The organism is Actinoallomurus purpureus, from assembly GCF_024055795.1.
GTDB lineage: Bacteria > Actinomycetota > Actinomycetes > Streptosporangiales > Streptosporangiaceae > Actinoallomurus > Actinoallomurus purpureus.
This window is the reverse complement of the sequence record NZ_JAMXMY010000011.1, coordinates 69,790-94,069: the sequence shown is the minus strand read 5'-3', so window position 1 is coordinate 94,069 and position 24,280 is coordinate 69,790. Positions and strand designations below refer to the sequence as shown.

At 71.6% G+C, this 24,280-nt stretch carries 23 protein-coding genes; 12 read left to right on the top strand and 11 right to left on the bottom strand.

Going from position 1 to position 24,280, the window contains the following annotated elements:
• Window positions 1-15: 15 nt before the first annotated feature.
• Window positions 16-1,596, top strand: coding sequence for a serine/threonine-protein kinase (locus NE236_RS21325; protein ID WP_252843815.1), 1,581 nt, complete (start codon window positions 16-18; stop codon window positions 1,594-1,596).
• Between the two features lie 119 nt (window positions 1,597-1,715).
• Here the strand turns inward: NE236_RS21325 and NE236_RS21320 are convergent, their stop codons facing one another.
• On the bottom strand, window positions 1,716-2,900 hold the full coding sequence (locus tag NE236_RS21320) for an RNA-guided endonuclease InsQ/TnpB family protein (protein ID WP_252843814.1): 1,185 nt from the start codon (window positions 2,898-2,900) through the stop codon (window positions 1,716-1,718).
• A 496-nt stretch (window positions 2,901-3,396) separates the two neighbouring features.
• On the opposite strand from NE236_RS21320, the gene NE236_RS21315 reads away from it, so the two are divergent.
• From NE236_RS21315 to NE236_RS21300, 4 genes are all read left to right on the top strand, one after another.
• Complete coding sequence (locus NE236_RS21315; protein ID WP_252843813.1) at window positions 3,397-4,059, top strand: hypothetical protein; 663 nt, start codon at window positions 3,397-3,399, stop codon at window positions 4,057-4,059.
• A gap of 63 nt (window positions 4,060-4,122) precedes the next feature.
• On the top strand, window positions 4,123-5,718 hold the full coding sequence (locus NE236_RS21310) for a serine/threonine protein kinase (protein WP_252843812.1): 1,596 nt from the start codon (window positions 4,123-4,125) through the stop codon (window positions 5,716-5,718).
• A 203-nt stretch (window positions 5,719-5,921) separates the two neighbouring features.
• Window positions 5,922-6,701: an electron transfer flavoprotein subunit beta/FixA family protein gene (locus tag NE236_RS21305; RefSeq protein ID WP_252843811.1), complete on the top strand. Its 780-nt coding sequence runs from the start codon at window positions 5,922-5,924 to the stop codon at window positions 6,699-6,701.
• Window positions 6,702-6,712: 11 nt separating this feature from the next.
• The gene (locus NE236_RS21300) at window positions 6,713-7,663 is read left to right on the top strand and encodes an electron transfer flavoprotein subunit alpha/FixB family protein (RefSeq protein ID WP_252843810.1); all 951 of its coding nucleotides are present in this window, start codon (window positions 6,713-6,715) and stop codon (window positions 7,661-7,663) included.
• Window positions 7,664-7,724: 61 nt separating this feature from the next.
• Here NE236_RS21300 and NE236_RS21295 read toward each other — a convergent pair whose 3' ends face one another.
• Both NE236_RS21295 and NE236_RS21290 read right to left on the bottom strand, forming a co-directional pair.
• Window positions 7,725-8,669: a hypothetical protein gene (locus tag NE236_RS21295; RefSeq protein WP_252843809.1), complete on the bottom strand. Its 945-nt coding sequence runs from the start codon at window positions 8,667-8,669 to the stop codon at window positions 7,725-7,727.
• Complete coding sequence (locus NE236_RS21290; RefSeq protein ID WP_252843808.1) at window positions 8,666-9,241, bottom strand: RNA polymerase sigma factor; 576 nt, start codon at window positions 9,239-9,241, stop codon at window positions 8,666-8,668. The genes NE236_RS21295 and NE236_RS21290 overlap by 4 nt, the downstream gene beginning before the upstream one ends.
• Window positions 9,242-9,394: 153 nt before the next feature.
• Between NE236_RS21290 and NE236_RS21285 the strand changes: the two genes are divergently transcribed.
• Window positions 9,395-10,873, top strand: coding sequence for a DUF2079 domain-containing protein (locus NE236_RS21285; RefSeq protein ID WP_252843807.1), 1,479 nt, complete (start codon window positions 9,395-9,397; stop codon window positions 10,871-10,873).
• A gap of 166 nt (window positions 10,874-11,039) precedes the next feature.
• Window positions 11,040-12,938, top strand: a complete 1,899-nt coding sequence (locus NE236_RS21280; protein ID WP_252843806.1) for an N-acetylmuramoyl-L-alanine amidase — start codon at window positions 11,040-11,042, stop codon at window positions 12,936-12,938.
• Between the two features lie 142 nt (window positions 12,939-13,080).
• Here the strand turns inward: NE236_RS21280 and NE236_RS21275 are convergent, their stop codons facing one another.
• The 4 genes from NE236_RS21275 to NE236_RS21260 form a co-directional block, all read right to left on the bottom strand.
• Window positions 13,081-14,619 carry a glycoside hydrolase family 10-like protein gene (locus NE236_RS21275; protein WP_252843805.1) on the bottom strand — a complete coding sequence of 513 codons (1,539 nt, stop codon included), beginning with the start codon at window positions 14,617-14,619 and terminating at the stop codon, window positions 13,081-13,083.
• A gap of 93 nt (window positions 14,620-14,712) precedes the next feature.
• The gene (locus tag NE236_RS21270; protein WP_252843804.1) at window positions 14,713-15,909 is read right to left on the bottom strand and encodes an MFS transporter; all 1,197 of its coding nucleotides are present in this window, start codon (window positions 15,907-15,909) and stop codon (window positions 14,713-14,715) included.
• Between the two features lie 90 nt (window positions 15,910-15,999).
• Window positions 16,000-16,521, bottom strand: a complete 522-nt coding sequence (locus NE236_RS21265) for a TetR/AcrR family transcriptional regulator (RefSeq protein ID WP_252843803.1) — start codon at window positions 16,519-16,521, stop codon at window positions 16,000-16,002.
• 10 nt (window positions 16,522-16,531) lie between these two features.
• Window positions 16,532-17,143, bottom strand: coding sequence for a TetR/AcrR family transcriptional regulator (locus NE236_RS21260; RefSeq protein ID WP_252843802.1), 612 nt, complete (start codon window positions 17,141-17,143; stop codon window positions 16,532-16,534).
• A 71-nt stretch (window positions 17,144-17,214) separates the two neighbouring features.
• Here NE236_RS21260 and NE236_RS21255 point away from each other — a divergent pair, with 71 nt between their 5' ends.
• The gene (locus NE236_RS21255; RefSeq protein WP_252843801.1) at window positions 17,215-17,907 is read left to right on the top strand and encodes an SDR family oxidoreductase; all 693 of its coding nucleotides are present in this window, start codon (window positions 17,215-17,217) and stop codon (window positions 17,905-17,907) included.
• A 78-nt stretch (window positions 17,908-17,985) separates the two neighbouring features.
• Complete coding sequence (locus NE236_RS21250; protein WP_252843800.1) at window positions 17,986-19,140, top strand: cysteine desulfurase family protein; 1,155 nt, start codon at window positions 17,986-17,988, stop codon at window positions 19,138-19,140.
• A gap of 47 nt (window positions 19,141-19,187) precedes the next feature.
• On the opposite strand, the gene NE236_RS21245 is transcribed toward NE236_RS21250, so the two are convergent.
• Window positions 19,188-20,078 carry an SCO6745 family protein gene (locus NE236_RS21245; protein WP_252843799.1) on the bottom strand — a complete coding sequence of 297 codons (891 nt, stop codon included), beginning with the start codon at window positions 20,076-20,078 and terminating at the stop codon, window positions 19,188-19,190.
• Between the two features lie 78 nt (window positions 20,079-20,156).
• On the bottom strand, window positions 20,157-21,158 hold the full coding sequence (locus NE236_RS21240) for a DUF695 domain-containing protein (protein ID WP_252843798.1): 1,002 nt from the start codon (window positions 21,156-21,158) through the stop codon (window positions 20,157-20,159).
• A 47-nt stretch (window positions 21,159-21,205) separates the two neighbouring features.
• Between NE236_RS21240 and NE236_RS21235 the strand changes: the two genes are divergently transcribed.
• Window positions 21,206-21,895 (top strand): HAD family hydrolase, encoded by a 690-nt coding sequence (locus NE236_RS21235; protein ID WP_252843797.1) that lies wholly within the window; start codon window positions 21,206-21,208, stop codon window positions 21,893-21,895.
• A gap of 132 nt (window positions 21,896-22,027) precedes the next feature.
• Here the strand turns inward: NE236_RS21235 and NE236_RS21230 are convergent, their stop codons facing one another.
• Complete coding sequence (locus NE236_RS21230; RefSeq protein WP_252843796.1) at window positions 22,028-22,648, bottom strand: hypothetical protein; 621 nt, start codon at window positions 22,646-22,648, stop codon at window positions 22,028-22,030.
• A 130-nt stretch (window positions 22,649-22,778) separates the two neighbouring features.
• Here NE236_RS21230 and mnmA point away from each other — a divergent pair, with 130 nt between their 5' ends.
• A complete protein-coding gene (mnmA, locus tag NE236_RS21225) occupies window positions 22,779-23,870 on the top strand; it encodes a tRNA 2-thiouridine(34) synthase MnmA (protein WP_252843795.1) in 1,092 nt (363 codons plus the stop codon).
• A gap of 5 nt (window positions 23,871-23,875) precedes the next feature.
• Here mnmA and NE236_RS21220 read toward each other — a convergent pair whose 3' ends face one another.
• Window positions 23,876-24,028, bottom strand: a complete 153-nt coding sequence (locus NE236_RS21220) for a hypothetical protein (RefSeq protein WP_252843794.1) — start codon at window positions 24,026-24,028, stop codon at window positions 23,876-23,878.
• A 90-nt stretch (window positions 24,029-24,118) separates the two neighbouring features.
• Here NE236_RS21220 and NE236_RS21215 point away from each other — a divergent pair, with 90 nt between their 5' ends.
• Window positions 24,119-24,277 (top strand): hypothetical protein, encoded by a 159-nt coding sequence (locus NE236_RS21215; protein ID WP_252843793.1) that lies wholly within the window; start codon window positions 24,119-24,121, stop codon window positions 24,275-24,277.
• Window positions 24,278-24,280: the final 3 nt, after the last annotated feature.

Below are 24,280 nucleotides of genomic sequence, written 5' to 3'. Positions count from 1 at the left end.
AGCGAAAGACCGAACATGCCAGTGGAGGACGCCGCGGTGGAGATGGTGGGCCCGTACCGCTTGGTGGCGACCCTCGGCGAGGGCGGCATGGGCGTGGTCCACCGGGCGGTCGACGACATCGGCCGCGAGGTCGCCCTGAAGGTGGTGCGTGCGGAGTACGCCGAGAACGCGACCTTCCGGCGGCGGCTGGCCCGCGAGGTCGACACGATGCGGCGGGTGCGCAGTCCGTACGTCGCCGAGGTCCTCGACGCGGACGTCGCCGCCGAACGCCCCTACATCGTCACGCGGTTCATCGACGGCCACCCGCTCGACGGCGTCGTCCGGGCGGCCGGGCCGCTGTCCGGCGGCCCGCTGGCGCGCCTGGCGGTCGGTCTGGCCGAGGCGCTGACCGCGATCCACGAGGCCGGCGTCGTCCACCGGGACCTCAAACCGAACAACGTCATGATGGTCGAGGGCGCTCCGATGGTCATCGACTTCGGCATCGCGCACGCGGTCGACTCCACCCGGCTCACCCAGACCGGGATGGTCGTCGGCACGCCGGGCTATCTCGGACCAGAGATCATCGACGGCAAGCCACCCGGCCCCGCCGTCGACGTGTACGGGTGGGCGGCCACGGTCGCGTTCGCCGCGACGGGGCGGGCGCCGTTCGGCGGGGGCTCCCTGGAGGCGGTGCTGGCCCGGATCCTGTCCGGCAAACCCGACCTCGACGGCGTGCCGCCGGCGCTCGAGCCGCTGCTGCGCGCGGCGCTCGCCCGGGATCCGGAGGCCCGGCCGTCGGCGGTGGAGCTCACGCGCCGGGTGCGCGCCGTCGACCTCGGCGCGCCACCGCCCATCACCGCCACGGCCTTCGGCGTGACCGACGCGCCGCCCGGGCCCGCCGGCACGCCCCACGGCCCCTACGGGCCGGCTCCGGGCACACCTGGGACGCCGTGGACACCGGGCGTTTCCACGGTCCCGCCGAGTCCGCCTCCCGCGCCGATGACGCCGCCTCCGGTGCCGCGCGTGGCACTGGGCTGGTACAAGCTGCTCGCCTACCTGGCGATCGTCGCGGCCGTGGCGGTCTGCGGGGTGGTCCCCGTCGTCGGCGTGCCCGTCGTGGTGGCGGCCGTCTGGTACCTACGGGCGGGAGACTCGGCCGTCCGTTCCCGGCGGGTGCCCGTGCGCGGGGCCGAGGATCTGGCCCTCGCGCCCTTCCGCGTGTCCGGATCCCTGGGCTGGTCGACCGGGGCACTGGTCCCCGCCCTGCTCTACTCCGCCCTGGCGGCGACGGGGACCGGCCTGGCGCTGCTCGTCTGGAGCGCCGCCCATGCCGAAGAGTGGCCCGACGCCGTCACCCGGTGGAGCGCGGTGGCGTTCGCCCTGGTGACGCTTGCGGGGCCCGGCATCATGGCTCCGCGCCGCCAACTGGTCCGGCTGCTGTCGGCGGTGGCCCAGGACCGGCGCCACGCGGCGTCGGTGGGCCTGTTCCTGGCCGGTGTCGCGTCGCTCGCGGCGGCGGCCGGATGGCTGCTGCGGCCGCGGTGGTGGCCGATCGGCGACAGGGCCGGATTCTTCGTCGACCTCACGCACCGGATCGCCCTGCTCCTGAATCAGTGACGTTCGGGTCGCCCACCCCCGAACGTGCCCGGTCAGCTTCTCGGTCCTGAAGGTCCTGAAGGACTGAGCGTGCGGCTAGAGCCTCACTGGTTGTGAGGTGGTCTGCCGCGCCTTGGCCATCAGCTGTGCAGGCTGGTGGCCGGGACGTGTGACTTCCGCCCCGCATCCCACGCGTTCTGGCCTCTTCGGGCCAGGACGCGGGAAGCGTTCCGGTCCGCGTGCGCAACGACGCCGCAGCTCCGGCAGGTGAACACGGCTTGAGACACGCGGTTGAGCCGGTCGATGTGCCCGCACTCGGCGCATTCTTTGGAGGAGTAGGCCGGGTCGACGAACACGACAGGGACGCCGGCTCGGCGTGCCTTGTAGACGATGAAGTCTGCGAGCTGGGCGAAGGCCCAGGAGTGCAACGCGACCCGTTGGGGCTTGCGGAGCCGTACCCGTTCACGGATCCCCGTCAGCTGTTCGAGGGAGATGCCGCGCCCGGTGCGTTCAGCCTCGGTCACGATCGTCTTGGAAACACAGTGGTTGATGTCTTTGGCCCGCCGCGATTCCTTCCGGCGCTGTTTCTTCAACAGCCGTTTGGCGGACTTGGTGCCCTTCTTCTGGAGCTTGGCCCGCAAGGCGAGTTGCCGCCTGCGGTAGCGGTTCAGGTTGCGCCCGGCGGCCCGGTAACCGGTGGAGGTGGTGGCGATGTTGACGATGCCCAAATCCACCCCGATGAACCCGTCCGGCTCATGGGCCTCGGCCTCGGGGACCTCGCACGTAGCGATCAGATAGAACACGCCGTCGCGTTCGACCAGATCGCTCTCGCCTTTGCGGTGGGCGATGAGCTGTTTGAGCGCGTTCGGGGAGCAGGCGAAGCGTACGCCTTTCAACCGGCCCGCCATCGTCCAGATCGAAACGGTCTGCGCGTCGTACTGCCAGCTGAGACACCGATCATCGTACGGCTGGGCGGCCTGGGGCCGGAAAGCGATCGGCTTGGACTCGGCCTTGATCCGCCGCTTGGAACCCTTCTTGCCCAGGTTCCCCGCCCGCAGGTTGGCGTGAAGGCTGGTGTAGGCGTCCCGGACCTTTTTGATCACATGCTGGGCCGCCTGCGCGCCAAGGCCGCGTTCCTTGAGTTCGGCATAGGTGTGCTTGCGCAATTCGTACTCACGCGGAACACCCTGGGCGAACGCCACTAACGACACCCGGCACGCAGCCTCATTGACCGTGCGCAGGGTGTGTTTCAGCGCCGCCGCCTGCTCGGGCGTCGGCAAGAGCTTTACTTGCACAACAACCTTCACAGGACGTGACCATAGCATCGCTTTATGTCACATCGCTGGAAGTTGGCCCCCGATCATTCGCGAGAGAACACGCGAGGGAAGGAGCGCCGTCCACACCCTGCACACGCACGTGGTCTCCGACCACGTCCGCACGTGCCCGTGCGGCCACCACTTATGGCCGGCCGCCTATATCGCCGCTTTGCGCGACGGCGCGCCCCTCGCCGTCATCAAGGAGCACATCGACAACCAGAAACGCCCCGCCTGAGCGGGGCACCGTTCCGACTCGACGCTCCAGCGCTCCGCGCCGCAGGGCTCGGGATCCGATTCCTCCGGGGGCCTGAAGTTGAAGGCCCGGGGTTCCTCGCAAGAGCCGGCTGAAAATGCGTGCCTGCGGCCTCATCGAACCGGCGGCACCGGCGCGGCGCGGTAGTGTGGCGTTGCCTTCGCGTCCGCCCGATGCGGGGACCCCAGCGACATTCCGAGGAGGGAACGGCGTTCCTCTCCGGCCCGACGGCCGGGGCCGCGCCGCGCACCGATGACGTGGGACGAGACATCCGGCGCGCTCTCCGAGCGGCCGCGCGCGGCCGAGGAGACCGTCGACGCCGTCGTCGAGGGATGGTCACGGCTCTTCGCGTACCTCGTCGTCGCGATCGTTCTCGGGCTCAGCGTCATCATGCCGTTCTTCGGGCTCCTGCTGGCGCTGGCGGGCGCGTCGTACCTGCGCGCCGGTCAGGTGCACGCGCGGCGGCATCCCGGCGGGTTGCTGCGGCTGGTCGTCGGCCCGCTGACCGCGCCACTGGACCTCGTGCGCGGTGTCGCCGGGACCCTGCTCACCGTGCCGTACGCCGCGGTGTTCGCGGTCGTCGTCCCCATGGCGATCATGGCGACGGCCGCGATCGACGTCCAGGTCGCCCCGCTCGTCGCCGCCGCCTGGGGGGCCGGGGCCGCGGCCTACGTCCTCCTGGCCGCGCCGGGGGTCCGGGCGCCGCGCCGCCACCTGGTCCAGGTGTTCACCGCGCTGGCGTACGGGCCGCGCCGGATCGCCGTGGTGGGAATCCTCCTGTGCGTCGTGACGCTCGCCGTGCTGGCCGCCGCGATCGTGCTGAAGCCGACCTTCGCGCCGATGTACGAGCTGGAGAACTCCATCGCCCAGGAGTTGTCCCGGTTCCAGGACTCCATCCAGCAGCGCGTGTCGTGACGGCGGGCCCGCCGGGCCGACATTTACGATCATGCGGTAGCCCGTCCACCGCGGAATCCCCCAATGACGTCCCTGCGCGAGAGTCTCGGCCCGTACCGGCTCCTTGAGGAGATCGGTGTCGGTGGCATGGGCGAGGTGCACCTCGCGCTGGCTCCGGACGGCCGCACGGTGGCGGTCAAGATCCTGCATCCCGCCGTCGCCCGCGACGCGCTGGCCCGCCGGCGCCTCGAACGCGAGGTCGCGACGATGCGGCGGGTCCACAGCCCGTACGTCGCCGAGGTCGTGGACGCCGACTTCACGGGACGCCGGCCCTACGTCGTCACGCGGTACGTCGAGGGCCGCTCCCTCGACGTGCGCGTCCGCGGTGGGGGCCCGCTGCGCGGGTCGGCGCTGCCGAGAGTGGCGCGCGGGCTGGTCCGCGCGCTGCACGTGATCCACGCGGCCGGGGTCGTTCACCGAGACCTGAAGCCGGCCAACGTGATGCTCCTCGACCGCGATCCGGTCGTCATCGACTTCGGCCTGGCGCATGTGCTCGACGCGACCCGGCTGACGCGTACGGGCACGGCGATCGGCACGCCCGGATACCTCGCGCCGGAGATCCTCGACGGGGACCGGGCCGGGCCGGCCGCCGACGTCTTCTCCTGGGCCGGAACGGTCGCGTTCGCGGCCACCGGCCGGTCGCCGTACGGCCCCGGGCCCGCCCAGGCGATCTTCTCCCGCGTGCTCCGGGGTCGGCATGACCTCCGCGGCGTGCCGGGCGAGCTGCGGGCGATGCTCGAGGCCGCGCTGGCGCTCGACCCGGAGTCGCGTCCCGGGACCGGTGACCTTCTCGAGGCGCTCGCGGTCCGTGGCCGCCCACGGCCGGTCGCCGTGCCGGACGGACCTCCGGAGGCGGCCGGCCCGGAGCCGGACGGTCCCGCGTCGGACCGGGCACCGGACGGCCGCGCGGCCCAGGGCGGGGCGCCCGGCGAGCACGCCGTCCAGGGCCGGGTGCCGGGGGAGCGCGCCTCCCTGGACGGCCGGGAGGCCAGGAGTCCGGCGCCGGGCGACCGCGCCGCTCCGCGGCGGGCGCCGGACGGTCCGGTCCCCGAGGCGGCCGACGTTCCGGTCGCCGCCGGTGCCGCGGAAGGGGAGAGGCGCGCCGAGCCCGGTGCCGGGACCCGCCGCCGCGGGCTGCCGGCGCGCCTTGTGCGGGGAACGGGGGTTCTGGTCGTTCCGGCGGCCTGCTACGCCCTGCCGGTGGTGGCCGTCGCGACGATCCTGTCGGCCTGCGCCGCCGGTTATACCTGGGACGCCATCGCCCGCGCCCGCCGCCGGACGGAGGTACGGGTCGGGCGGCTGGCCCGCCTGCGGTCCGTGCTGGGCGCACTGGTCGCGGTTCCGGCGCAGACGGTCGCCCGGCTGGTCGCGCTGGTCAGCGCGCTGGTCGTCGGGTACGGCGCGGTGCTGGCGATCACGTGGTGGTCGGTCGTGCCGCGCGAGCGGGCCCTGGCGCTGCCTCTGGGCGTGCTGGCGGTCGTGGCGGCGGTCGTGCGCGCCCGCTATGCCAGTGAGCGCCGCCCGGTCCGGCTGGTCGTGGCCGTTCTGGCGGCCGGGATGCTGGTGCCGGCGGTCCTGGGGATCCCGTTTCCGGCGTGGTGGCCGGTCACGGCACCGTGATCAGGGGGAGCGGACTTTGCGCACTGCCTACCGGTGGGTAACATCGGGGGCGATGCGTCCGTGAACGCCCCCGGGGCCGAATCCGCTTCGGGTCTTTGGCAGGCTTGGGGCGTCCAACGCATCAGCCCGCGTCGCCCGTAGGGGCGGCGCCCGTCGTGCCGGAGGAGCGCGTAGATGAAGTGTGCAGGGAGGGCGGACACCATATGAACATCGTCGTCTGCGTGAAGCAGGTCCCCGACACGGCGACCGAGCGCAAGCTGCGGTCCGACGACAAGACCCTCGACCGTGAGGCCGTCGATGGTGTCATCAACGAGCTCGACGAGTACGCCGTCGAGGAGGCTTTGACGATCAAGGAGGCCCATGGCGGTGAGGTGACCGTCCTCACCATGGGTCCCGCCAAGGCGTCGGACTCGATCCGCAAGGCTCTGGCCATGGGCGCCGACAAGGCCGTCCACGTGTCCGACGAGGCGCTGCACGGCTCGGACGCGCTGTCGACCTCGTACGCGCTCGCCCAGGTGCTCAAGAAGGTCGGCTTCGACATCGTCATCCTCGGCTCGGAGTCGACCGACGCCCGTACGGGCATGCTGGCCGCGATGCTGTCCGAGCGGCTCGGTGTGCCCCAGGTGACGCTCGCCAACAAGGTGGAGATCGACGGGTCCTCCCTCAAGGCGCAGCGGCTGACCGACTACGGCTTCGACCGCGTCGAGGCGAGCCTGCCGGCCGTCGTGAGCGTCGTCGAGAAGATCAACGAGCCGCGCTACCCCTCCTTCAAGGGGATCATGGCGGCGAAGAAGAAGCCGGTCGAGAAGCTCGCCGTCGCGGACGCGGAGATCGACGCAGCCAAGGTCGGGCTCGCCGGAGCCTCGACCGAGGTCGTCGACTTCGCCGACGCGCCACCGCGCGAGAAGGGCCAGATCGTCAAGGACGAGGGCGACGGCGGCGTGAAGGTCGCCGAGTTCCTCGCGTCCAAGAAGTTCATCTGAGAGGCGGGGAAATGGCGGAGATTCTCGTCCTCGTCGACCATGTCGACGGTGAGGTCAAGAAGGTCACCTTCGAGCTGCTGACGCTCGCGCGCCGGCACGGCGACGCCGCGGCGGTCTGGATCGGCCCGGGCTACGAGGGTGCCAAGGACAAGCTCGCCGAGTACGGCGCGGCCAAGGTCTACGTCGCCGCCGACGAGGAGCTGACCTCCTACGTCGTCGCGCCGAAGGCCGAGCTGCTGGCGCAGCTGGTGGCCGAGAGGTCGCCGGCCGCGGTGCTGGTGGCCGCGACGGGCGAGGGCAAGGAGATCGCGGGGCGGCTCGCGGTCAAGACCGAGTCCGGCGTGCTCACCGACGTCGTCGACGTCGCGGACGGGTTCGTCGGCGAGCACTCGATCTTCGGTGGCTCGATCGTGTCGCACGCCAAGGTGTCGAAGGGCACACCGATCATCGCGGTACGCCCGAACTCCACCGCCCCCGAGGCCGCGCCCTCGACGCCCGCCGAGGAGCAGGTGTCGGTGACGCTGTCCGACGCGGCCAAGGCCGCGAAGGTCGTCGAGAAGGTCGTCCAGGAGAAGGGCGAGCGCCCGGAGCTCACCGAGGCCGCGATCGTCGTCTCCGGCGGCCGGGGCGTCGGCGGCGCCGACAACTTCAAGCTCATCGAGGAGCTGGCCGACTCGCTCGGCGCGGCCGTCGGCGCCTCGCGCGCCGCGACCGACGCCGGCTGGTACCCCCACACCTTCCAGGTGGGCCAGACGGGCAAGACGGTGTCGCCGCAGCTGTACATCGCGGTCGGCATCTCCGGTGCCATCCAGCACCGGGCCGGCATGCAGACCTCCAAGACGATCGTCGCCATCAACAAGGACCCCGAGGCGCCGATCTTCGAGCTGGTCGACTACGGCGTGGTCGGCGACCTGTTCCAGGTCGCTCCGAAGCTCACCGAAGAGATCACCAAGCGCAAGTAGCCGCGCGCACGGCGACGCCCCGGCGGAATCCCGCCGGGGCGTCACCGTCTTCAAGACCGCGTCACCGCGCGGTCGGCGTCGGAACCGGGGCGCCCAGAACCGGCGGCTTACCCGAACCCGCGCGGGTGTGGGCCTGCCGTGTCGGGCCGACGAACAGCACGACCTGGTTCTGCGCCCACGGGTCGGCGTCGTGCACGAACCAGCCCTGCTGCACCTTCGCCGGCGGCACACCGTTCTGATACGGCGCGTTGTCGCCGTCGGCGGCCTCGTACCGGTACTGCGGCACGGTGACACCCCGCTTCTTCAGCATCGCCAGGACCTCGGCGACCGTACGGCCGCGATAGGTCATCCCGTGCATGACCTCACCGGGCGCGTCGACCGGGGCGGTCGAGTCGTAATGCTCGCCGGGCTTGGCCGCACGGCCGAAGGCGAGCTGGATGTGCTTCTTGAACCCGAGGGGGATCTTCACGCCCACCGGGCAGGCGCCGCCGCCCCCGGTACGGCATCGGCCGGGCGCGTTGATCGTTTTGATCGCGGTGCCCACCGATTCCGACATGACCACCGTGCCGACGATCGACGGGGACGCCGGGACCATCATCAGGTCGACGCTCATGCCGTGTGCGGCGAACTCCTTCCGGTACCGCGCGGGGTCGGCGAGCGGGTCCTTGACCGTGACGACCAGGTACTTCCCCTGCGTCGAGAAGCTCAGGGCCGCCAATTGGATCTTCACGGGTCCGCTGCCCGGACGCGCCGTCGGCGTGGGCGGTGTGGGCTCGGAGCCGGAACCGGAGCCGAGGGAGGCCGCGACCACCGCCGCGGCGGCCGCGGTCGCGATCAGCGGCAGGCCGACGAACAGGGCGCGGCGGCGCCGGGCCGGCCGTCTCTCCGGGGCGGCGGTGGACGTGATCCGGTCGGCCAGGTCGGTCCTGGTCCGCGGGCTCACCATGCGGGCGGCCTCCTCATCGGTGACGGGCGCGAGCCGCCCGATCAGTTCGTCGTGGTTCATGCGTGCTCTCCCTTCGCCATTCGTGCCCGGCGCGACCGGGCCTCCGCGAGGGCCTCCCGGCCCTCCCGCTCCTCCCGGGCCGCCAGCTCGCGGGCGAACCGCTTGCGGGCCCGATGCAACCGGATGCGTGCGGCGTTGCGCGAGCAGCCGAGCACGGTCGCGATCTGCCCGGCGTCCAGGCCCTCCCAGCCGACCAGGGACAACAGTTCCCGGTCGTCGTCGGACAGGCTGCGGAACGCGTCCGCGACCGCGCCGGCCGGTTCGCGGTGATCGGGGGACCGTACGGCGGCCCCCAGCTCGGTGCGGAGCCGGTCGCTCAGCGCGGTGCGCCGCCGCTCGCCGCGGCGGTGGTTGGCCAGGACCCGCCGCGCGACGCCGAACAGCCAGGGACGAGCCCGGTCTCCGGCCGGGACGTCGTCGAGCCGCCGCCAGGCGATGAGGAACGTCTCGGCGAGGACGTCGGCGGCGTCGTGACCGTCCTCGGTGCGGCGCATGACGTACCCGAGAACGGGGTCATGGCAGGCGGCGTAGATCTCCTCGAATCTTCGCCTTCTCTGGTCGAGAGGTCCCAAGGACCCTCTCCTCTCGGTCGGTGCCGACCCGCGGAGGTGCGCGGTCATCTCGGACGTGTCCGGCCGACCCATACCATTTCGCGAAATGATCACCTGATTCCCGACAGTGGTGTTCGGGCCGTCCGCCGGGACGTCCCGGGGAGAGGGGGCCTCGTGGCGATCGGGCGAGTCGGCTTCGGCGTGGGCGCGGCCGTGGCGGAGGACGACGGCCGCCCTCAGGCGACGTGGCCCGCAGCGGGTGCCGGCACGTCCCGTCGCTTGTGGGCGCAGCCCCGCTGGGACCCGTACTGGCTGGCCGCCGCGCTGTTCCTCGCGTACGCGGCGCTGTCGCTCGCCCGGTACCGCCGCATGATGACGCTCTCCTGGGACCTGGGCATCTTCGAGCAGGCCATCCGCGGCTACGCGCACCTGCACGCCCCGATCGCCGACATCAAGGGCCCCGGCACGAACATCCTCGGCGATCACTTCAGCCCGATCATCGCGCTGATCGCGCCGTTCTACCGGCTCTTCCCGACACCGGTCACCCTGCTCGTCGCCCAGGCCGCGCTGTTCGCGTTCGCCGCCGTCCCGGTCACCCGGGTCGCCGCGCGCCTCCTCGGGCGCGGGCAGGGGGTGGCGATCGGCATCGCCTACGGCCTGTCCTGGGGCGTCCAGCGCGCCGTCGAGTTCGACTTCCATGAGATCGCGTTCGCCATGCCGCTCCTCGCCCTCTCCTTGGAGGCGATCCTGCGCGGGCGGTGGTGGACGGCGCTGGCGTGGGCGTTCCCGCTGGTCCTCGTCAAGGAGGACATGGGTCTGACGACGGCCGCGATCGCCTTTGTGGTGGCCCTGCGGGCGCGAAACGACCCCTCGCGCGGGCGTGTCGTGCCGTGCGCGATCGCGCTGGCCGTCTTCGGTGTCCTGGCCACCGTCCTCGCCCTCACCGTGATCATTCCGGCCTTCAACACCGGCGGCGACTACGGGTACTGGCAGAAGCTCACCGGCCACGGCGTGTCCGGTTCCCGGCACGTGCCGCCCGGCATCGCCGTGCGCACCGTGCTGTGGATCCTCGTCCCCACCAGCGGCCTGTACGCCCTGCGTTCGCCGCTTCTCCTCGTCGCCGTGCCGACGATCGGCTGGCGCCTGGCCGCCAAGGACGACCACTACTGGGGGCTGGACTGGCACTACAGCGCCGTCCTCATGCCGGTCGCCCTCCTCGCGCTCGTGGACGCCATCGCGCGGGACCGGGCCCGTACGGGGATGCCGCGCCGGCTGCGCGCCTACGCCGCCCGGCTCCCGGCCGCCGTCGCGGTCGCCGCCCTCGCGCTCACGACGACGCTCCCCCTAGGGGCCCTGCTGCACTGGGGGGCGTACCGGGTGGACGCCCGGACCATCGCGGTGAAGAAACTACTCCGACGTATCCCCGACGGCGCGACCGTCGAGTCCGACACCACGCCGATCAGCCGGCTCACCCGCCGCACGACCGTGTACTGGATCGGCGACGCGAAGGGCATCGCACCCGACTACATCACGTTCTCCCTGCGTCCACTCGGACGCGGCGACCCCCTCGGCTACGCCCGTGCCCTCCATCCCGGAGCGACCTACGACGAGGTCGCCAGGGCCGGCGGCCACATCCTCCTGCGCCGGGACTGAGGACGCTCGTCGCGCACGGCCCCCGCCGGAGTGGTCGACCAGACGGTGATCCGTGCCGACCGGGGAGCGACACGCGAAACAGCACGCAATTCCGACGTTTCGGTTGACGCGGTCTGACCGCTCCGGCAGTCTTCCGGGGTCAAGTCGATCTTGGGGGAGCCACCGAATGATCAACCGACGTCGCGCGATCGGTGCGGGGGTCGCCCTGGTGGCGGCCCTCGGCACCGGCGCGGTCCTTGTCCAGCAGCAGTCCTCGTCCTCAGCGGGGCTGCAGTCGTCGTCCTCGCCCACGCGGCAGACGGCGTTCGCCGCCGCGGCCAAGCAGTACAAGGTGCCGGCGAGCGTCCTGCTCGGAGTGTCGTACCTGGAGTCCCGGTGGGACGCCAACGACGGCCTGCCCAGCACGAGCGGCGGGTACGGCCCGATGCACCTGATCCAGGCCCCCGCCGCCGCGTCGGGGCGTGGGATGGAGCAGGGAGGCGGTGACGACTACGCCGCCGCCTCGGCGCCGAAGACCACCGCGGCGCCCGAGCCGCAGACCCTGCCGGCGGCGGCCAAACTGACCGGCCTCGACGCCGCGAAGCTCCGCACCGACCCGGCCGCCAACATCCGCGGCGGGGCGGCGCTGCTGGCGAAGTACCAGCGCGACGCGGGCAAGCGCCTGAGCACCGACCCGGCCCAGTGGTACGCCGCCGTCACCCGGTACGGCGGGAGCGCGTGGTTCGCCGACGAGGTCTTCTCGGTGATCCGCTCCGGGGAGTCCCGTACCACCGACGACGGGCAGCAGATCTCGCTTGCCGCCGACCCCAAGGCCGTTCCGGCCGGCTCGGGCGCGAGTACCGCCGCGACCACCGCCGCGGCGACCGACTGCCCGGCGAGCCTGAAGTGCGAGTGGATCCCGGCGCCGTACAAGCAGCTGGACTCGAAGGACCCCAGCAAGTACGGCAACCACGAAAAGGCGAACCGGCCCGCCCAGCAGAAGATCTCCTACATCGTCATCCACGACACCGAGTCGTCGTACGCCTCGGCGGTCCAGTCGGTGCAGGACCCGGCCTACCTGGGGTGGCACTTCACGATCCGCTCGAAGGACGGGCACATCGCCCAGCACGTGCGGGTCAAGGACGTCGGCAAGCACGCCGGGAACTGGTACATCAACTCCAAGTCGATCGGCGTCGAGCACGAGGGCTACGTCGCCAACGGCGCCTGGTACACCGAGGCGATGTACCGGGCGTCGGCCAAGCTGGTCGGCCACCTGGCCGCGACCTACGGCATCCCCCTGGACCGTGGGCACATCCTGGGCCATGACAACGTGCCCGCCCGTGCCATGGACACCGTGTCCGCGATGCACCAGGACCCGGGCCCGTACTGGGACTGGGCGCACTACTTCTCCCTGCTCGGCAAGCCGCTCACGGGCGCGGCGACGATTCACGGCCGGCTGATGATCCTGCCGTCCTACGGCAAGAACAAGGTGGCCTACACCGGCTGCGACTCCGCCCACCCGAGCGCCAAGTGCCCGACGCACGGCGGCGCGTCGATCATGTTGCACACCAAGGCCAGCTCGACCTCCCCGCTGGTCAAGGACGTCGGCGCGCACCCCAGCACCGGGGGCAAGGCGACGATGAGCGTCTACGACCACTCCGCGCGGGCGGCCACCGGCCAGACCTACGCGGTCGCCGGGAAGAAGGGCTCGTGGGTGGCGATCTGGTACCTCGGCCAGAAGGCCTGGTTCTACAACGCCAAGACCAACCGCAGGGCGGTCGCGGCACCGGGTCAGATCGTCACCCTCAAGAAGTCGGCGAAGATCTGGGGCATGGCCTACCCCAAGATCCCCGCCGGCATCACCCCGCCGGCGGACAGGGTCGCCGCGTCCCTGAAGTACGCGGTGGCCACGGGTCAGAAGTACGCCGTCCTGGGTTCGCAGACCGGCGAGTACTTCCACTCCGTCACCTACGACGCCGCCAAGCACGTCGTCTACAAGGACGCGACGAAGTACTACGAGATCCAGTTCGGTCACCGCGCCTACTTCGTCAAGGCCGGTGACGTGACGGTCTCCACCGTCGCGTAGTCCCGAGGAAGAGCTCCTGAGGAAGCGCGCCGCCGCGACCGCCCGCCCGGGCGGCCGCGGCGGCGTTCGCCTTTTTCCGTACGAGATGTCCCGGCCGATGAGCCCGCGTCCTCTGACGCGCCGCCGTGACCGGGTCACGGCCTCAGGTGCGGCGGGCGGGCCGCGCCTCCGTTCCCGGGCTCTCGTTCCAGAGCCGGTCCAGGGCCGTGACCGCGTAGACGTACGCCTTCCCGGGCTCGGCGGTGGTGTCGGTGAAGGAGGTCCCGCCGGTCACGGCGATCCGGTGGGAGGTGTCATCGAGGGCGCAGCGGCCGGGCGGGCCGTCGAACCGGTAGACCGCGTACCGTACGGCCCCCGGCACCGGGCGCCAGGCCACGGTGGAGCCTGTGACGGCGGGCAGCGGCCGGTGCGGGGCGTGCCCGCCGAGCCGCGGCATGAGGGGGACGAGCGCCGGGCGGGCGTAGTGGTCGGCGACCATCCGGCTCACCGCGCCGATCCGGTCGGCGTCCATGTCCTTGGCGCTGAAGTGGATGTCGCCGGCGACCTGCGGGTAGGCCCGGTCGAACGTCAGGTGCCGGGAGAGTTCCGCCGGGTCCTGCCAGGGCGCGGCCTGCCCGGCGGCGCCCTGCCGGTAGTCGGCCTGGCCGATGTACAGCTGCACGCCGGTGCCGTCCACCTGGCGGGCCCACCACGGGACGAGCTTGGCGTAGTCGGCGATGGCGAACCCGATGTACCAGTAGATCTGCGGCGCGATGTAGTCGATCCACCGCTTCTTCACCCATCCGCGCGTGTCTGCGGAGATGGCGGTGTAGGACTCGGTGCCGTTCGTGTCCGAGCCCTCGGGGTCGGATCCCTTGTTGCGCCAGATGCCGAACGGGCTGATCCCGAACTTCACCCACGGCTTGGTGGCGTGGATCCGGCGGTCCATCTCGTGGACGAGCAGGTCGATGTTGTGCCGCCGCCAGGACGCCTTGTCGGCGAAGCCCGAGCCGTACCGGGCGAACGTCGCGTCGTCGGGGAAGTCCGTGCCGCCGCTCGGGTAGGGGTAGAAGTAGTCGTCGAAGTGGACGCCGTCGATGTCGTAGCGGCGCACCGCGTCGAGCATCGCCCGCTCCACGAAGTGGCGGACGTCGGGGATGCCCGGGTTGTAGTAGAGCTTGCCGGCGTAGGGGAGCACCCAGTCGGGGTGGCGGCGGGCCGGGTGGTCCGGCGTGAGCAGGCTCGGGTCGGCCTTCATCGCCACCCGGTAGGGGTTGAACCACGCGTGGAACTCCAGGCCGCGGGCGTGCGCCTCGCGTACGAGGAAGGCCAGCGGATCGTACCCCGGGTCCTTGCCCTGCGTTCCGGTCAGCCACTGGGACCACGGCTCGTACGGTGACGGCCAGAACGCGTCGGCGGTCGGCCGTACCTGCACGAACACCGCGTTGAGGTGACGGGCGACGGCCCCGTCCAGCAGGCGGACGTACTCCGCCTGCTGGCGGGCGACGGACAGCCCCGGGGCGGGCGGCCAGTCGATGTTGGTGACGGAGGCGATCCAGACACCCCGCAACTGACGCTGGGCCGTGGCCGGCGCGGGGCAGGATCGGGTACGGGCGTCGGCGGGGGTGGTCAGCGGCCCGGCGGCGAGTGCGCCGCCGAGCAGCGTGGCGGTGGTGAGAGACAGGACGCGGCGAAGGATCATGAAGCTCTCCTCGGACTCTTGAAGAGAACTTACGATCACTGACTATGTGATGTAAATCATTCACCGATCCGTGGCGTGCCGGGTTCCCGCCGGTCAGGCGGCGAGGCGCACCGGCTCGAGCTCGCCGTCCCGCTCCTTCGCCACGAACATCAAGCGGCGCGCAGGGACGAACCGGGCGCTCGCCGCGATGAGCAGTGCCAGGACGACCGCCAGGCCGAGCCCGACCCGCAGCGACGCCGCGTCCGCCAGGAAGCCGATCACCACCGGGCCGAGCACCAGCCCGCCGTAGCCCATCGCCCCGACCTGGCCGACCGCCGCGGCGGACCGGCCGGGCACGATCGTGCCGGCCACGGAGATCGTCGTCGGGATCACGGTGCAGACCGCCAGCCCGGCCAGCCCGAAGCCGACGAGCGCGAACGGCGTCGCCGGGGCCAGGGCCGCGATCGAGACGGCGGCCGCCGTGCCCAGACCCGCGTACGTGAGCATCCGGCGGGTGCCCAGCCGCGCGCGGACCCGGTCGCCGACGAGCCGTCCGGCCAGCATGGCGGCCTCGAACAGCGGGTAGGCGAGGGCGGCGACCGACTGCGACGCGCCGAGCTCGCGGTTGAGGAACAGCCCGCTCCAGTCCGCGATCGTGCCCTCCATCATGAAGGCGACGAAGGCCAGCGCGCCGATGAGGTAGACCACGAGCGGCAGCCGGGTACGACCCCCGCCGGTCGAGGCGGACGCGGTGTCGCGGATGTACGTACGGCCCAGGATGACGGTCAGGGGGAGGGCGATGATCGCTCCGCCGACGAGGGTGTCGGCGAACGACAGCCCGGCCGAGGCGCTGAAGGAGCCGATCAGGCCTCCGAAGATGCCGCCCGCGCACCAGCCGGCGTGCATCCCGTTCATGACGGGCCGTCCGTAGGAGCGTTCCACGGCGCTGCCCTGGGCGTTCATGCCGATGTCGGTCAGCCCGAACGCCATGCCGAACAGGGCCACCGCGACGAACAGCAGCGGCCGGGTGGGCGCCAGCCCGACCAGGGCCAGGCTGACCGCCGTCAGCGGCGCCGCGACCTTCAGGACCGCCGAGCCGCCGAGCCGCGCCATGACGCCCCGCAGACCCTGCATCGCGATGATGGCGCCGATTCCCCAGACGAGGATGGCCATCCCGACATCGCCTTCGCCCATCCCGAACTTGTCGGCCAGGGCCGGCGTCCGCGACACCCAGACCCCGCAGAGCATGCCGGCCAGGGCGAACGTCAGCACGGTGCCCAGGCGGGCCCGGACGAGGACGCGAGACGTCATGATTTCACCTCTTTACTTTCTTGCCGTCGTACGCACGGAACGACCGGTACCCGTGATGGGTACCGGCTCGTGATTCTGATCAAGTGCCCGTTAGAGCATGCCGAGCAACCGGTCGCGCAGCGTCTCCAGCTGCGCCTCGTCATAGAGGCCGGGGTCGTGCATCGCGACCTCCCACAGCCCCTCGGCCGCGAGCCGCGCGACCTGGGCGGCGACCGGATCCGGATCGTCGGCGGGATCCGGGTCGTGCCAGCGGCGCATCGCCTCACGTATCTGGGCGAGCAGCGCCGGGTCGGCCGCCGCCGCGCTGACCGTCGCCCATCGTCGCAGCAGCCGCGAATGGTCGCGGTCCATGACGACGGCGAGGTTCGCCTCCACGAAGGCGCGGGTGTACGACCCCGGGCCGCCGGTCTCGTATGAGGCGATCAGCGCGTCGAGCTCCTCGATCAGCCGCTCCACCAGCCCTCTGATCAGGGCTTCCTTGTTGGGGAAGTGGTAGAGCAGCCCGCCCTTGCTGACCTGGGCGCGCTCGGCGACCGCGGACAGCGTGAGCGCCTGGGTGCCCTGCTCACAGAGCAGGGTCTCGGCGGCATCGAGGAGGGCATCTCGTTTCATGACATCTCTACTATACCGTCCGGACGGTACAGTTATTCCCATAACGGACAGTCGCCCTGGCGATCAGCGACGCGATGGCCTCCGCCGTCTCGTCGTTCAACGCGGCGTGCTGAAACAGCATGCGGTACCACAGCACCCCGTACACCATGTCCTGTAGCAGGCCGAGGTCCTCGTCGGCGGAGATCTCGCCGCGGTCGACGGCGCGGTCCAGCATCGCGTGCAGCGCCGCCCGCCGGCCGGCGAGGAAACGGTCACTGAAGGCGTCGGCGAAGCCCGGATCGAGCAGCGACTGGGCCAGCAGGCCCATCAGCACCGGCCGGGCGCCCTCCTGCATGTCGAAGGTGCGGCGGAGGAACACGCGCAGATCGGCTTCGAGGGTGCCCTCGTCGGGGATCGGGATGCCCTTCGACGCCACGTTCAGCAGGGCGTCGAGCGCGACCTCCGCCTTGGACCGCCACCACCGGTAGATCGTCTGCTTGCCGACCCCGGCGCGCGCGGCGATCCCCTCCATCGTGAGCTCGCCGTAGCCGCGCTCGAGGAGCTCGTCGTGCGCCGCCTTGAGGATCGCCAGCCGGGCCGCCTCGCTGCGCGGGCGTCCGGGACGCCGGGTGCCGTCGGTCATGGCCCCACTTTACAAGACGGCACGTCTCGGAATATATTTCGAGACGAAGCGTCTAGAAATTTGGAGACATCATGCGTGTTGTCGTGCTGGGCGGTACGTCGGGCATCGGGCTGGCGATCGCCGAGAGCTGCGCCGCGAACGGCGACGAGGTGCTCGTGACCGGCCGCGACCCGGAGAAACTGCAGGCGGTGTCGGAAAAGGTCGCCGTCGCCGAGGCCGTGGACGGCCGGTCGGAGGAGGACGTGCGGGACTTCTTCGCGCGGCACGGCCGATTCGACCACCTGGTCCTCGCGCTGAGCGGCGCCGGTGGCGGGGGCGCGCTGCGCGACCTGAAGCTGGACGACCTGCGGGACGCTTTCGAGGGGAAGTTCTTCCCTCACCTGCTGGCCGCGCAGGCGTCTCTCGACACGATCGCCGAGGACGGGTCGATCACGTTCATCACCGCCGTCAGCGCCCAGGCCGCGCTGCCCGGCACGGCGGGTCTGGCCGCGATCAACGGCGGGCTGGAGCGGGCGGTGCCGCCCCTGGCCGCCGAGCTCGCGCCGATCCGCGTGAACGCCGTCTCGCCCGGCGTGATCGACACGCCGTGGTGGTCCTTCCTCCCGGAGGAACAACGGCGTGAGCAGTTCGCCGCCTACGCCGAGCAGACGCCCGTCGGCCGGGTCGGCCGTCCCCAGGACGTCGCCGACGCGGTCCGCTACCTCATGGGCGCCGGCTTCGTCACCGGCACCGTGCTCAAGTGCGAGGGCGGCCTGACCCTCTAACCCTCTGACCGGCGGATCCATCGGCACCGCGCCGCCGCCATGGCCTGCGGGCGGCGGCGCGGATAAGCTGAGGCCGCCATGGTGTATTTGGATCACGCGGCGACGACGCCGATGCTGCCCGAGGCGATCGAGGCGATGACCGCGGAGCTCTCGCGCATCGGCAACCCCTCGTCGCTGCACGCCTCCGGCCGCCGTGCCCGTCGCGTCGTCGAGGAGTCGCGGGAGATCATCGCCGAGGCGATGGGGGTCCGGCCCAGCGAGGTCGTCTTCACCAGCGGCGGCACCGAGGCCGACAACCTCGCGGTCAAGGGGATCTTCTGGGCCCGCCGGAGCGCCGACCCGGCCCGGACCCGCGTGCTCGTCAGTGCCATCGAGCACCACGCCGTGCTCGATTCGGCGCAGTGGCTGGCCGACCACGAGGGCGCGCGCGTCGAACACCTCCCCGTCGACCCGTACGGCCGGGTCCTGCCCGACACCCTGCGGGCCGCCATCGACCGCGAGCCCGACACGGTCGCGGTGATCAGCGTCATGTGGGCCAACAACGAGATCGGCACGGTCCAGCCGATCACCGAGCTGGCCGCGATCGCCCGCGAGCACGGCATCCCGTTCCACACCGACGCGGTCCAGGCCGTCGCACAGCTCCCCGTCACCTTCGCCGTGGACGCCATGACCATCACCGGCCACAAGATCGGAGGACCGGTCGGGGCCGGTGCCCTGCTGCTCGCCAAGGGCCTCGACCCGGTCCCCGTCCTGCACGGCGGCGGCCAGGAGCGCGACGTACGCTCCGGCACCCTCGACACCGCCGCGATCGCCGGCTTCGCCGCCGCGACGCGCGTCGCCGTCGCCCGCCGGGCCGCGGAGGCCGAGCGCCTGGCGCGGCTCCGCGACGACCTCATCGAGCGGGTCCGCAAGACCGTGTCCGACGTCGTGCTCAACGGCGACCCCGACGACCGGCTCCCTGGCAGCGCGCACCTGTCCTTCCCCGGCTGTGAGGGCGATGCGCTGCTGATGCTGCTCGACGCACGGGGCGTCGAGTGCTCGACCGGGTCCGCGTGCTCGGCCGGCGTCGCCGAACCCAGCCACGTCCTGCTCGCGATGGGCGCGGACCTCGCGCGGGCACGCGGTTCGCTGCGGTTCTCCCTGGGCCACACCAGCACGCAGGCCGACGTCGACGCCGTCGCCGAGGCCATCGGCCCCGTCGTCGAACGCGCACGCCGCGCCGGCGCGGCCTGACCCGCTCCTTCGGGCGCGGCGGCGCCAGGCCTATTTCGTCGCAGTGATCACCATTTGGGGCCCTGAACGGTGGCGATGCCGAGCGTGCTCGTCCCGGGAAGGAGACCGGACAGGAACGCGGCGGTGAGGATGGGGCCGTTCAGTTCGACGAGCCGGTCGATCTCGGCTTCGCTCAGCGCTCTCCAGGCTCCGGCGGCGAGCTGGTCGGTGAGCCGCTCGACCTGGTCGCGGCCCTCGAAACCGAGGTCGGTGGCCTTGCCGTCGGCATCGATCCAGCCGCGCGACCGCAGGCGGTCCGCGGCCGCCTCCCACTGGTCCCGGGTCCAGTGGCGGCTGCCGAAGGTCTCGACCGGGGCGGCGCCGATGGCGGCGAACGAGACCAGGGCCTCGCACGGGTCCAGGCCCTGGGTGAGCAGTGCGGCGATATGTCCGTCACCGCGCTGCTCGCGGATGATGGTGATCGCCTGCCACAGAACCAGGTGCGGCTCGTCGGGCCAGGGCAGGTCGGCGTTGCCCGCCGCCATGGGCCGACCGCTCGTGTCGGCGGCCTCGGCGACCCTCCGTACCAACCGGGCGGTCTCCGCGAACTCGGCCGTGCCGATCTGATCACCCATCAGCCTGCGGAACAGCCGATCGACGCCGCGCGACCTGGCGGCGAGGACCTGGTCGGAGTCCGCGATCGTCCAGGCGGGGCCGATGTGCTCGGCCACCATCTGCGGGCTGAAGCTGTAGAAGGCCGATGCCACCCGTTCGGGGCCGGGCGCGGTGAGGGGTGCGGAGCGCAGGGGGAAGTAGGTCGGCCACCGGGTCGCCACGTCGTATCCCAGGGCCGCGAACTCCTCGAAGACCTCGGGCGCGTAGTAGACCAGGGCGTGAACCGGCTCGAACTGCTGCCACATCCGGCGAGCGGCCTGCGGATGATAGGTGTCGCGGATCATGCAGCACATCCTGGCGCGAGGTGGCGCACGATGTCACCGCACTGAGCCGCCCTGAGCCGTCCCCGTCGGACGACGGCGTCAGGGCTGGTACGGCTCCAGGGCCTCCCACGCCGGGTCGGGCTGCGAGGACACCTTGGCCCGGCCCTCGGACCAGCTCGCGGCGAGCTGATCGAGTTCGGCGACCGCGCCCGACTCCGGGTCGACGTACAGGTGGAACACCCGCCGCCCGTCACCGCTCTCGTGCGCGGCCAGCACCGCCCGCTCGCCCATCGCCGCGATCGACTTCTCGAACTCCCGCAGCGCCGACGCCGACGGCTCCACCGGAAGACGATCGGGGTTGGCGTGGGCGTACGGCAGCGCGACCGCGACATACAGGTCGCACAACGGGTGGTCCTGCCGGTGCAGCGGGAAGCGCACGGCCACCCGCGCGGCGTGACCCAGTGGCGTACGGCCCTCGCCGGTCAGCCAGGCCGACTCGGCGAACGGCCCCGCGACCTGCTCGACCACCGCGGACAGCATCGACGGCGGCAGCGCGTCCATCGGCTCACCGGTGACGACCGTGACGTTGCCGATCCACCGCGCGACGTCGTCCTCGCCCAGTGCCCAGTCGAGCACGCGGTACGTCAGGACGAGCTGCGTCTCCTCCGGCACGAACAGGAAGTCGGGATGATAGGCCGTGACGTCGACGCGGGCCCGGCGGGCGTCCGCGCGCAGCCCCATCCTCACGTAGCTCAGGTCGAACTCATCGTCTTCGAGCTGGAGCTTGCCGTCGAGCATCTCCGGATTGGCGGCCCGCGCCGGGCGGTACTCCCAGCCGTCGTCGGGCGCGGCCCGCGACCAGCGTTCGGCGATGCCGCGCAGCTCGCCCGCCCCGCCGCCGCTCACGGTCAGGCTCGGCCCCGGACCGATCTCCCAGTCGAGATCGGGGTGCATCGCCTCGACATGTTCGGTGATCTGCTCGGCGATGCCTTCGGAAGCGCCGTCGTTCAGTCGCTCCCGGACCTCCGGCCACCACTCCCAGAACCGGGCGATGGCAGGGTTGGGCGAAGGCGTCCCTGGAGAGCGTCGGAAGATACCCATGGTGCGGCCAATCGTACGGCCGACGGTCACCTCCCTAGACTACGCACGTGGGATTCGCCGCCGTGATATTCGACTTCTTCGGAACGCTCACCGTCGCGGCGACGCGGGCGGAGCGTGCCGAGGCGGTCCACGCGACCGCCCGCCTCATCGGCGCCTCGCCCGAGGAGTTCCGTACGGCCTGGTGGGCGACCTGGCCCGAGCGCTGCACCGGCCGGTTCGGAACCCCCGCCGAGACCCTCGCGCTGATCGCCGCCCGGATCGGCGTCCGGCCCGACGAAGACCAGATCGCGGCCGCCGTCGAATTGCGCCGCGAACTCGAGGCGGGCTTCTGCCGCCTCCGCGCGGACACCCTGCCGACGCTGCGAGCCCTGCGGGAGCGTGGCACGCGCATCGGCCTCATCAGCGACTGCACCCACGAGCTTCCCGACTGCTGGCCCCGGCTGCGGGTCGCACCGTACGTCGACGCGGCGGTCTTCAGCGTGCTGGCCGGGGTGAAGAAGCCGGATCCGGAGATCTACCGCCTCGCGGCCGAGGCCCTGGACGTCCGCCCCGCCGACTGCCTGTACGTCGGCGACGGCGGCAGCAACGAGCTGACCGGCGCCGAGGCGTTCGGCATGACGGCCATCAAGATCCTCGACGAGGGCGGCGTGAACCACCGCTTCGAGACCGACCCCTGGCATGGCCCCCATCTGACGTCCCTGGTGGATGTGCTTACATCGACCTGTCGCTCTAGGTGACTAATTCTGTACGGAGCGGCTTGACACACGTGTCTCTGCGCGAGAACCTAAGACCACTAGCCGACCTCATCGGGGTCTGGAAGTGAAGCCGGGAACCCCCGCACAGCCGGGAGCCCGGCTTCGCGCGTTTCATCACCGGCACGCCACCTCGATCAAATTCGTGTGAGGTGCGTACCACCTCGACCAGTTGCTCTTGCCTTCGACAAGGTCGCGCCGCCAGGCCGCCGCTACGGCGTCGGCCATCCACAGGCCGGGAGCCGTCGATGCCGGCGCCTGGTCGACCGGAAGAGCGAGGTCCAGAAAGCCGCCATCGCGCAGTCGGCCGATGGTACGGGCGTCGGCGGCGCGGAGCTTCGCGTCCTCCCGTTGTTCCAGCAAGATGCCCCCTGCTTCCTCCTTCGCCGCCAGGTGGGGGAGAAATTCCCAAAGAATCTTGGCGCGTATCCGCTCTCGCGACTTGGGGTCGACGTATCCCGAGGTCCAGCCCACGGTGAAGCGCGTTCCTCGCAGGCTCGCGAGCAGGGCGGCGAGTTCATGCTTACGGTGTCGGTCTCTGATGCGTGACAGGTGCAACCGCCGATGTCCCTTGGAGTCCACATCCTCTTCGCGAACGAGAGCGCGGAGCACGGCTTCGCACTGGGCGAGGTGCGCACTCTCGATGATCGCCGCCGCGATGAGATAGAGACCAGGTCGTGCGGGTGTCGGCTCGGCGTCGGCCTCGTCCAGGTATGCAAAGGATCCCACGCCGCGCACCGTAGAGGATATGAGTACTCTCCGTGTGTGGATCGCGACAGATCGCAGCCGTGATTTGCTCTTCGTCCTGTTATGTCGGCCGGAACGGCTGAGCGGGGAGGGAGTGGGAGCGCGTACCCTCGTTCAGGTCATGACTCTTCGCGTACTCGCCGCCATGTCGGGCGGTGTCGACTCCGCCGTGGCCGCCGCCCGTGCCGCCGAGGCCGGTCACGACGTGACCGGCGTGCACCTCGCGCTCTCGTCCAACCCGCAGTCGTACCGCACCGGCGCGCGCGGGTGCTGCACGCTCGAGGACGCCCGCGACGCCCGCCGGGCGGCCGATGTGATCGGCATCCCGTTCTACGTCTGGGACATGGCCGAGCGGTTCGACCGCGACGTCGTCCAGGACTTCGTCGCCGAGTACGCCGCGGGCCGTACGCCCAATCCGTGCCTGCGCTGCAACGAGAAGATCAAGTTCCAGGCGCTGCTGGACAAGGCGCTGGCGCTGGGCTTCGACGCGGTCTGCACCGGCCACCACGCCCGGCTGGCCGACGGGGTGCTGCGGCGCAGCGTCGACTTCGGCAAGGACCAGTCGTACGTTCTGGCGGTCTGCTCACGCGAGCAGCTGGCGCACGCGATGTTCCCGCTCGGCGACACGACCAAGGCGGAGGTGCGCCGGGAGGCCGATCGGCGCGGGCTGGCCGTCGCCGACAAGCCGGACAGCCACGACATCTGCTTCATCGCCGACGGCGACACGCAGGGCTTCCTGGCCGACCGGCTCGGCGCCGACAAGGGCCCGATCGTCGACACCTCGGGCGAGGTTCTCGGCGAGCACGACGGGGCGTACGCCTACACGATCGGCCAGCGGAAGGGGCTGCGGCTCGGCCGCCCGGCGCCCGACGGCCGGCCGCGCTACGTCCTGGACATCTCGCCGGTGACCAACACGGTGACGGTCGGACCGCGCGAGGCGCTCGACGTCCACGAGATCCACGGCGAGCGCCCCGTCTGGCTGGCCGAGCCGCCGGCCGCGCCGTACGACTGCCGGGTCCAGCTGCGCGCGCACGGCGAGGTGTACGACTGCACGGCGGTCCTGGACGGAGACGTGCTGCGGATCTCGCTGCACGCGCCGGCACGCGGGGTGGCCAAGGGCCAGGCGGCCGTGCTGTACGACGGCGACCGGGTGCTCGGCTCCGTGACCATCGCGGCGACGTTCCCGGCGAGCGCCGTACGAGCCGACGCCTGAGCTTCTCAGGCGTGCGGGCGGGCCGCCGCGACGATGCGCTCCAGGGCGGCGGCGTGGGCGGCGAACGCGGTGCGTCCCTGGTCGGTGAGCCGGATGAGGGCCCGGCGGGCGGTGCCCGAGCGTTCCTTGCATGCGGGTACGCCACGGCCCGGCGGCAACGGGTGTTGCCGACTCCACTCCGCCCCAGACGGTCCTCTCCAAGAAGTCCCGCACGCTGTGCGGGACCCAACGCAAAGGAGATGATCAGCGTGCCGAAGCAGTACAACAGCAGCCTGGCCGTGGAAGAGGCTCGCGAGACGAAGCGACGGACCTCGGCCAACGGCACCGAGGGCCGCGGATCCGGCCAGGCGGGCCGGTCCGGAGGCCAGGAGAGCCGGTCCGGAGGCCAGGAGAGCGGCCGGCAGTAGCGA

Bases quoted from the DNA above. Each gene is read 5' to 3' on its own strand.
- NE236_RS21325 (WP_252843815.1), top strand. From the start codon at position 16: ATGCCAGTGGAGGACGCCGCGGTGGAGATGGTGGGCCCGTACCGCTTG.
- NE236_RS21320 (WP_252843814.1), bottom strand. From the start codon at position 2,900: ATGCTATGGTCACGTCCTGTGAAGGTTGTTGTGCAAGTAAAGCTCTTG.
- NE236_RS21315 (WP_252843813.1), top strand. From the start codon at position 3,397: ATGACGTGGGACGAGACATCCGGCGCGCTCTCCGAGCGGCCGCGCGCG.
- NE236_RS21310 (WP_252843812.1), top strand. From the start codon at position 4,123: ATGACGTCCCTGCGCGAGAGTCTCGGCCCGTACCGGCTCCTTGAGGAG.
- NE236_RS21305 (WP_252843811.1), top strand. From the start codon at position 5,922: ATGAACATCGTCGTCTGCGTGAAGCAGGTCCCCGACACGGCGACCGAG.
- NE236_RS21300 (WP_252843810.1), top strand. From the start codon at position 6,713: ATGGCGGAGATTCTCGTCCTCGTCGACCATGTCGACGGTGAGGTCAAG.
- NE236_RS21295 (WP_252843809.1), bottom strand. From the start codon at position 8,669: ATGAACCACGACGAACTGATCGGGCGGCTCGCGCCCGTCACCGATGAG.
- NE236_RS21280 (WP_252843806.1), top strand. From the start codon at position 11,040: ATGATCAACCGACGTCGCGCGATCGGTGCGGGGGTCGCCCTGGTGGCG.
- NE236_RS21275 (WP_252843805.1), bottom strand. From the start codon at position 14,619: ATGATCCTTCGCCGCGTCCTGTCTCTCACCACCGCCACGCTGCTCGGC.
- NE236_RS21270 (WP_252843804.1), bottom strand. From the start codon at position 15,909: ATGACGTCTCGCGTCCTCGTCCGGGCCCGCCTGGGCACCGTGCTGACG.
- NE236_RS21265 (WP_252843803.1), bottom strand. From the start codon at position 16,521: ATGAAACGAGATGCCCTCCTCGATGCCGCCGAGACCCTGCTCTGTGAG.
- NE236_RS21260 (WP_252843802.1), bottom strand. From the start codon at position 17,143: ATGACCGACGGCACCCGGCGTCCCGGACGCCCGCGCAGCGAGGCGGCC.
- NE236_RS21255 (WP_252843801.1), top strand. From the start codon at position 17,215: ATGCGTGTTGTCGTGCTGGGCGGTACGTCGGGCATCGGGCTGGCGATC.
- NE236_RS21250 (WP_252843800.1), top strand. From the start codon at position 17,986: ATGGTGTATTTGGATCACGCGGCGACGACGCCGATGCTGCCCGAGGCG.
- NE236_RS21245 (WP_252843799.1), bottom strand. From the start codon at position 20,078: ATGATCCGCGACACCTATCATCCGCAGGCCGCTCGCCGGATGTGGCAG.
- NE236_RS21240 (WP_252843798.1), bottom strand. From the start codon at position 21,158: ATGGGTATCTTCCGACGCTCTCCAGGGACGCCTTCGCCCAACCCTGCC.
- mnmA (WP_252843795.1), top strand. From the start codon at position 22,779: ATGACTCTTCGCGTACTCGCCGCCATGTCGGGCGGTGTCGACTCCGCC.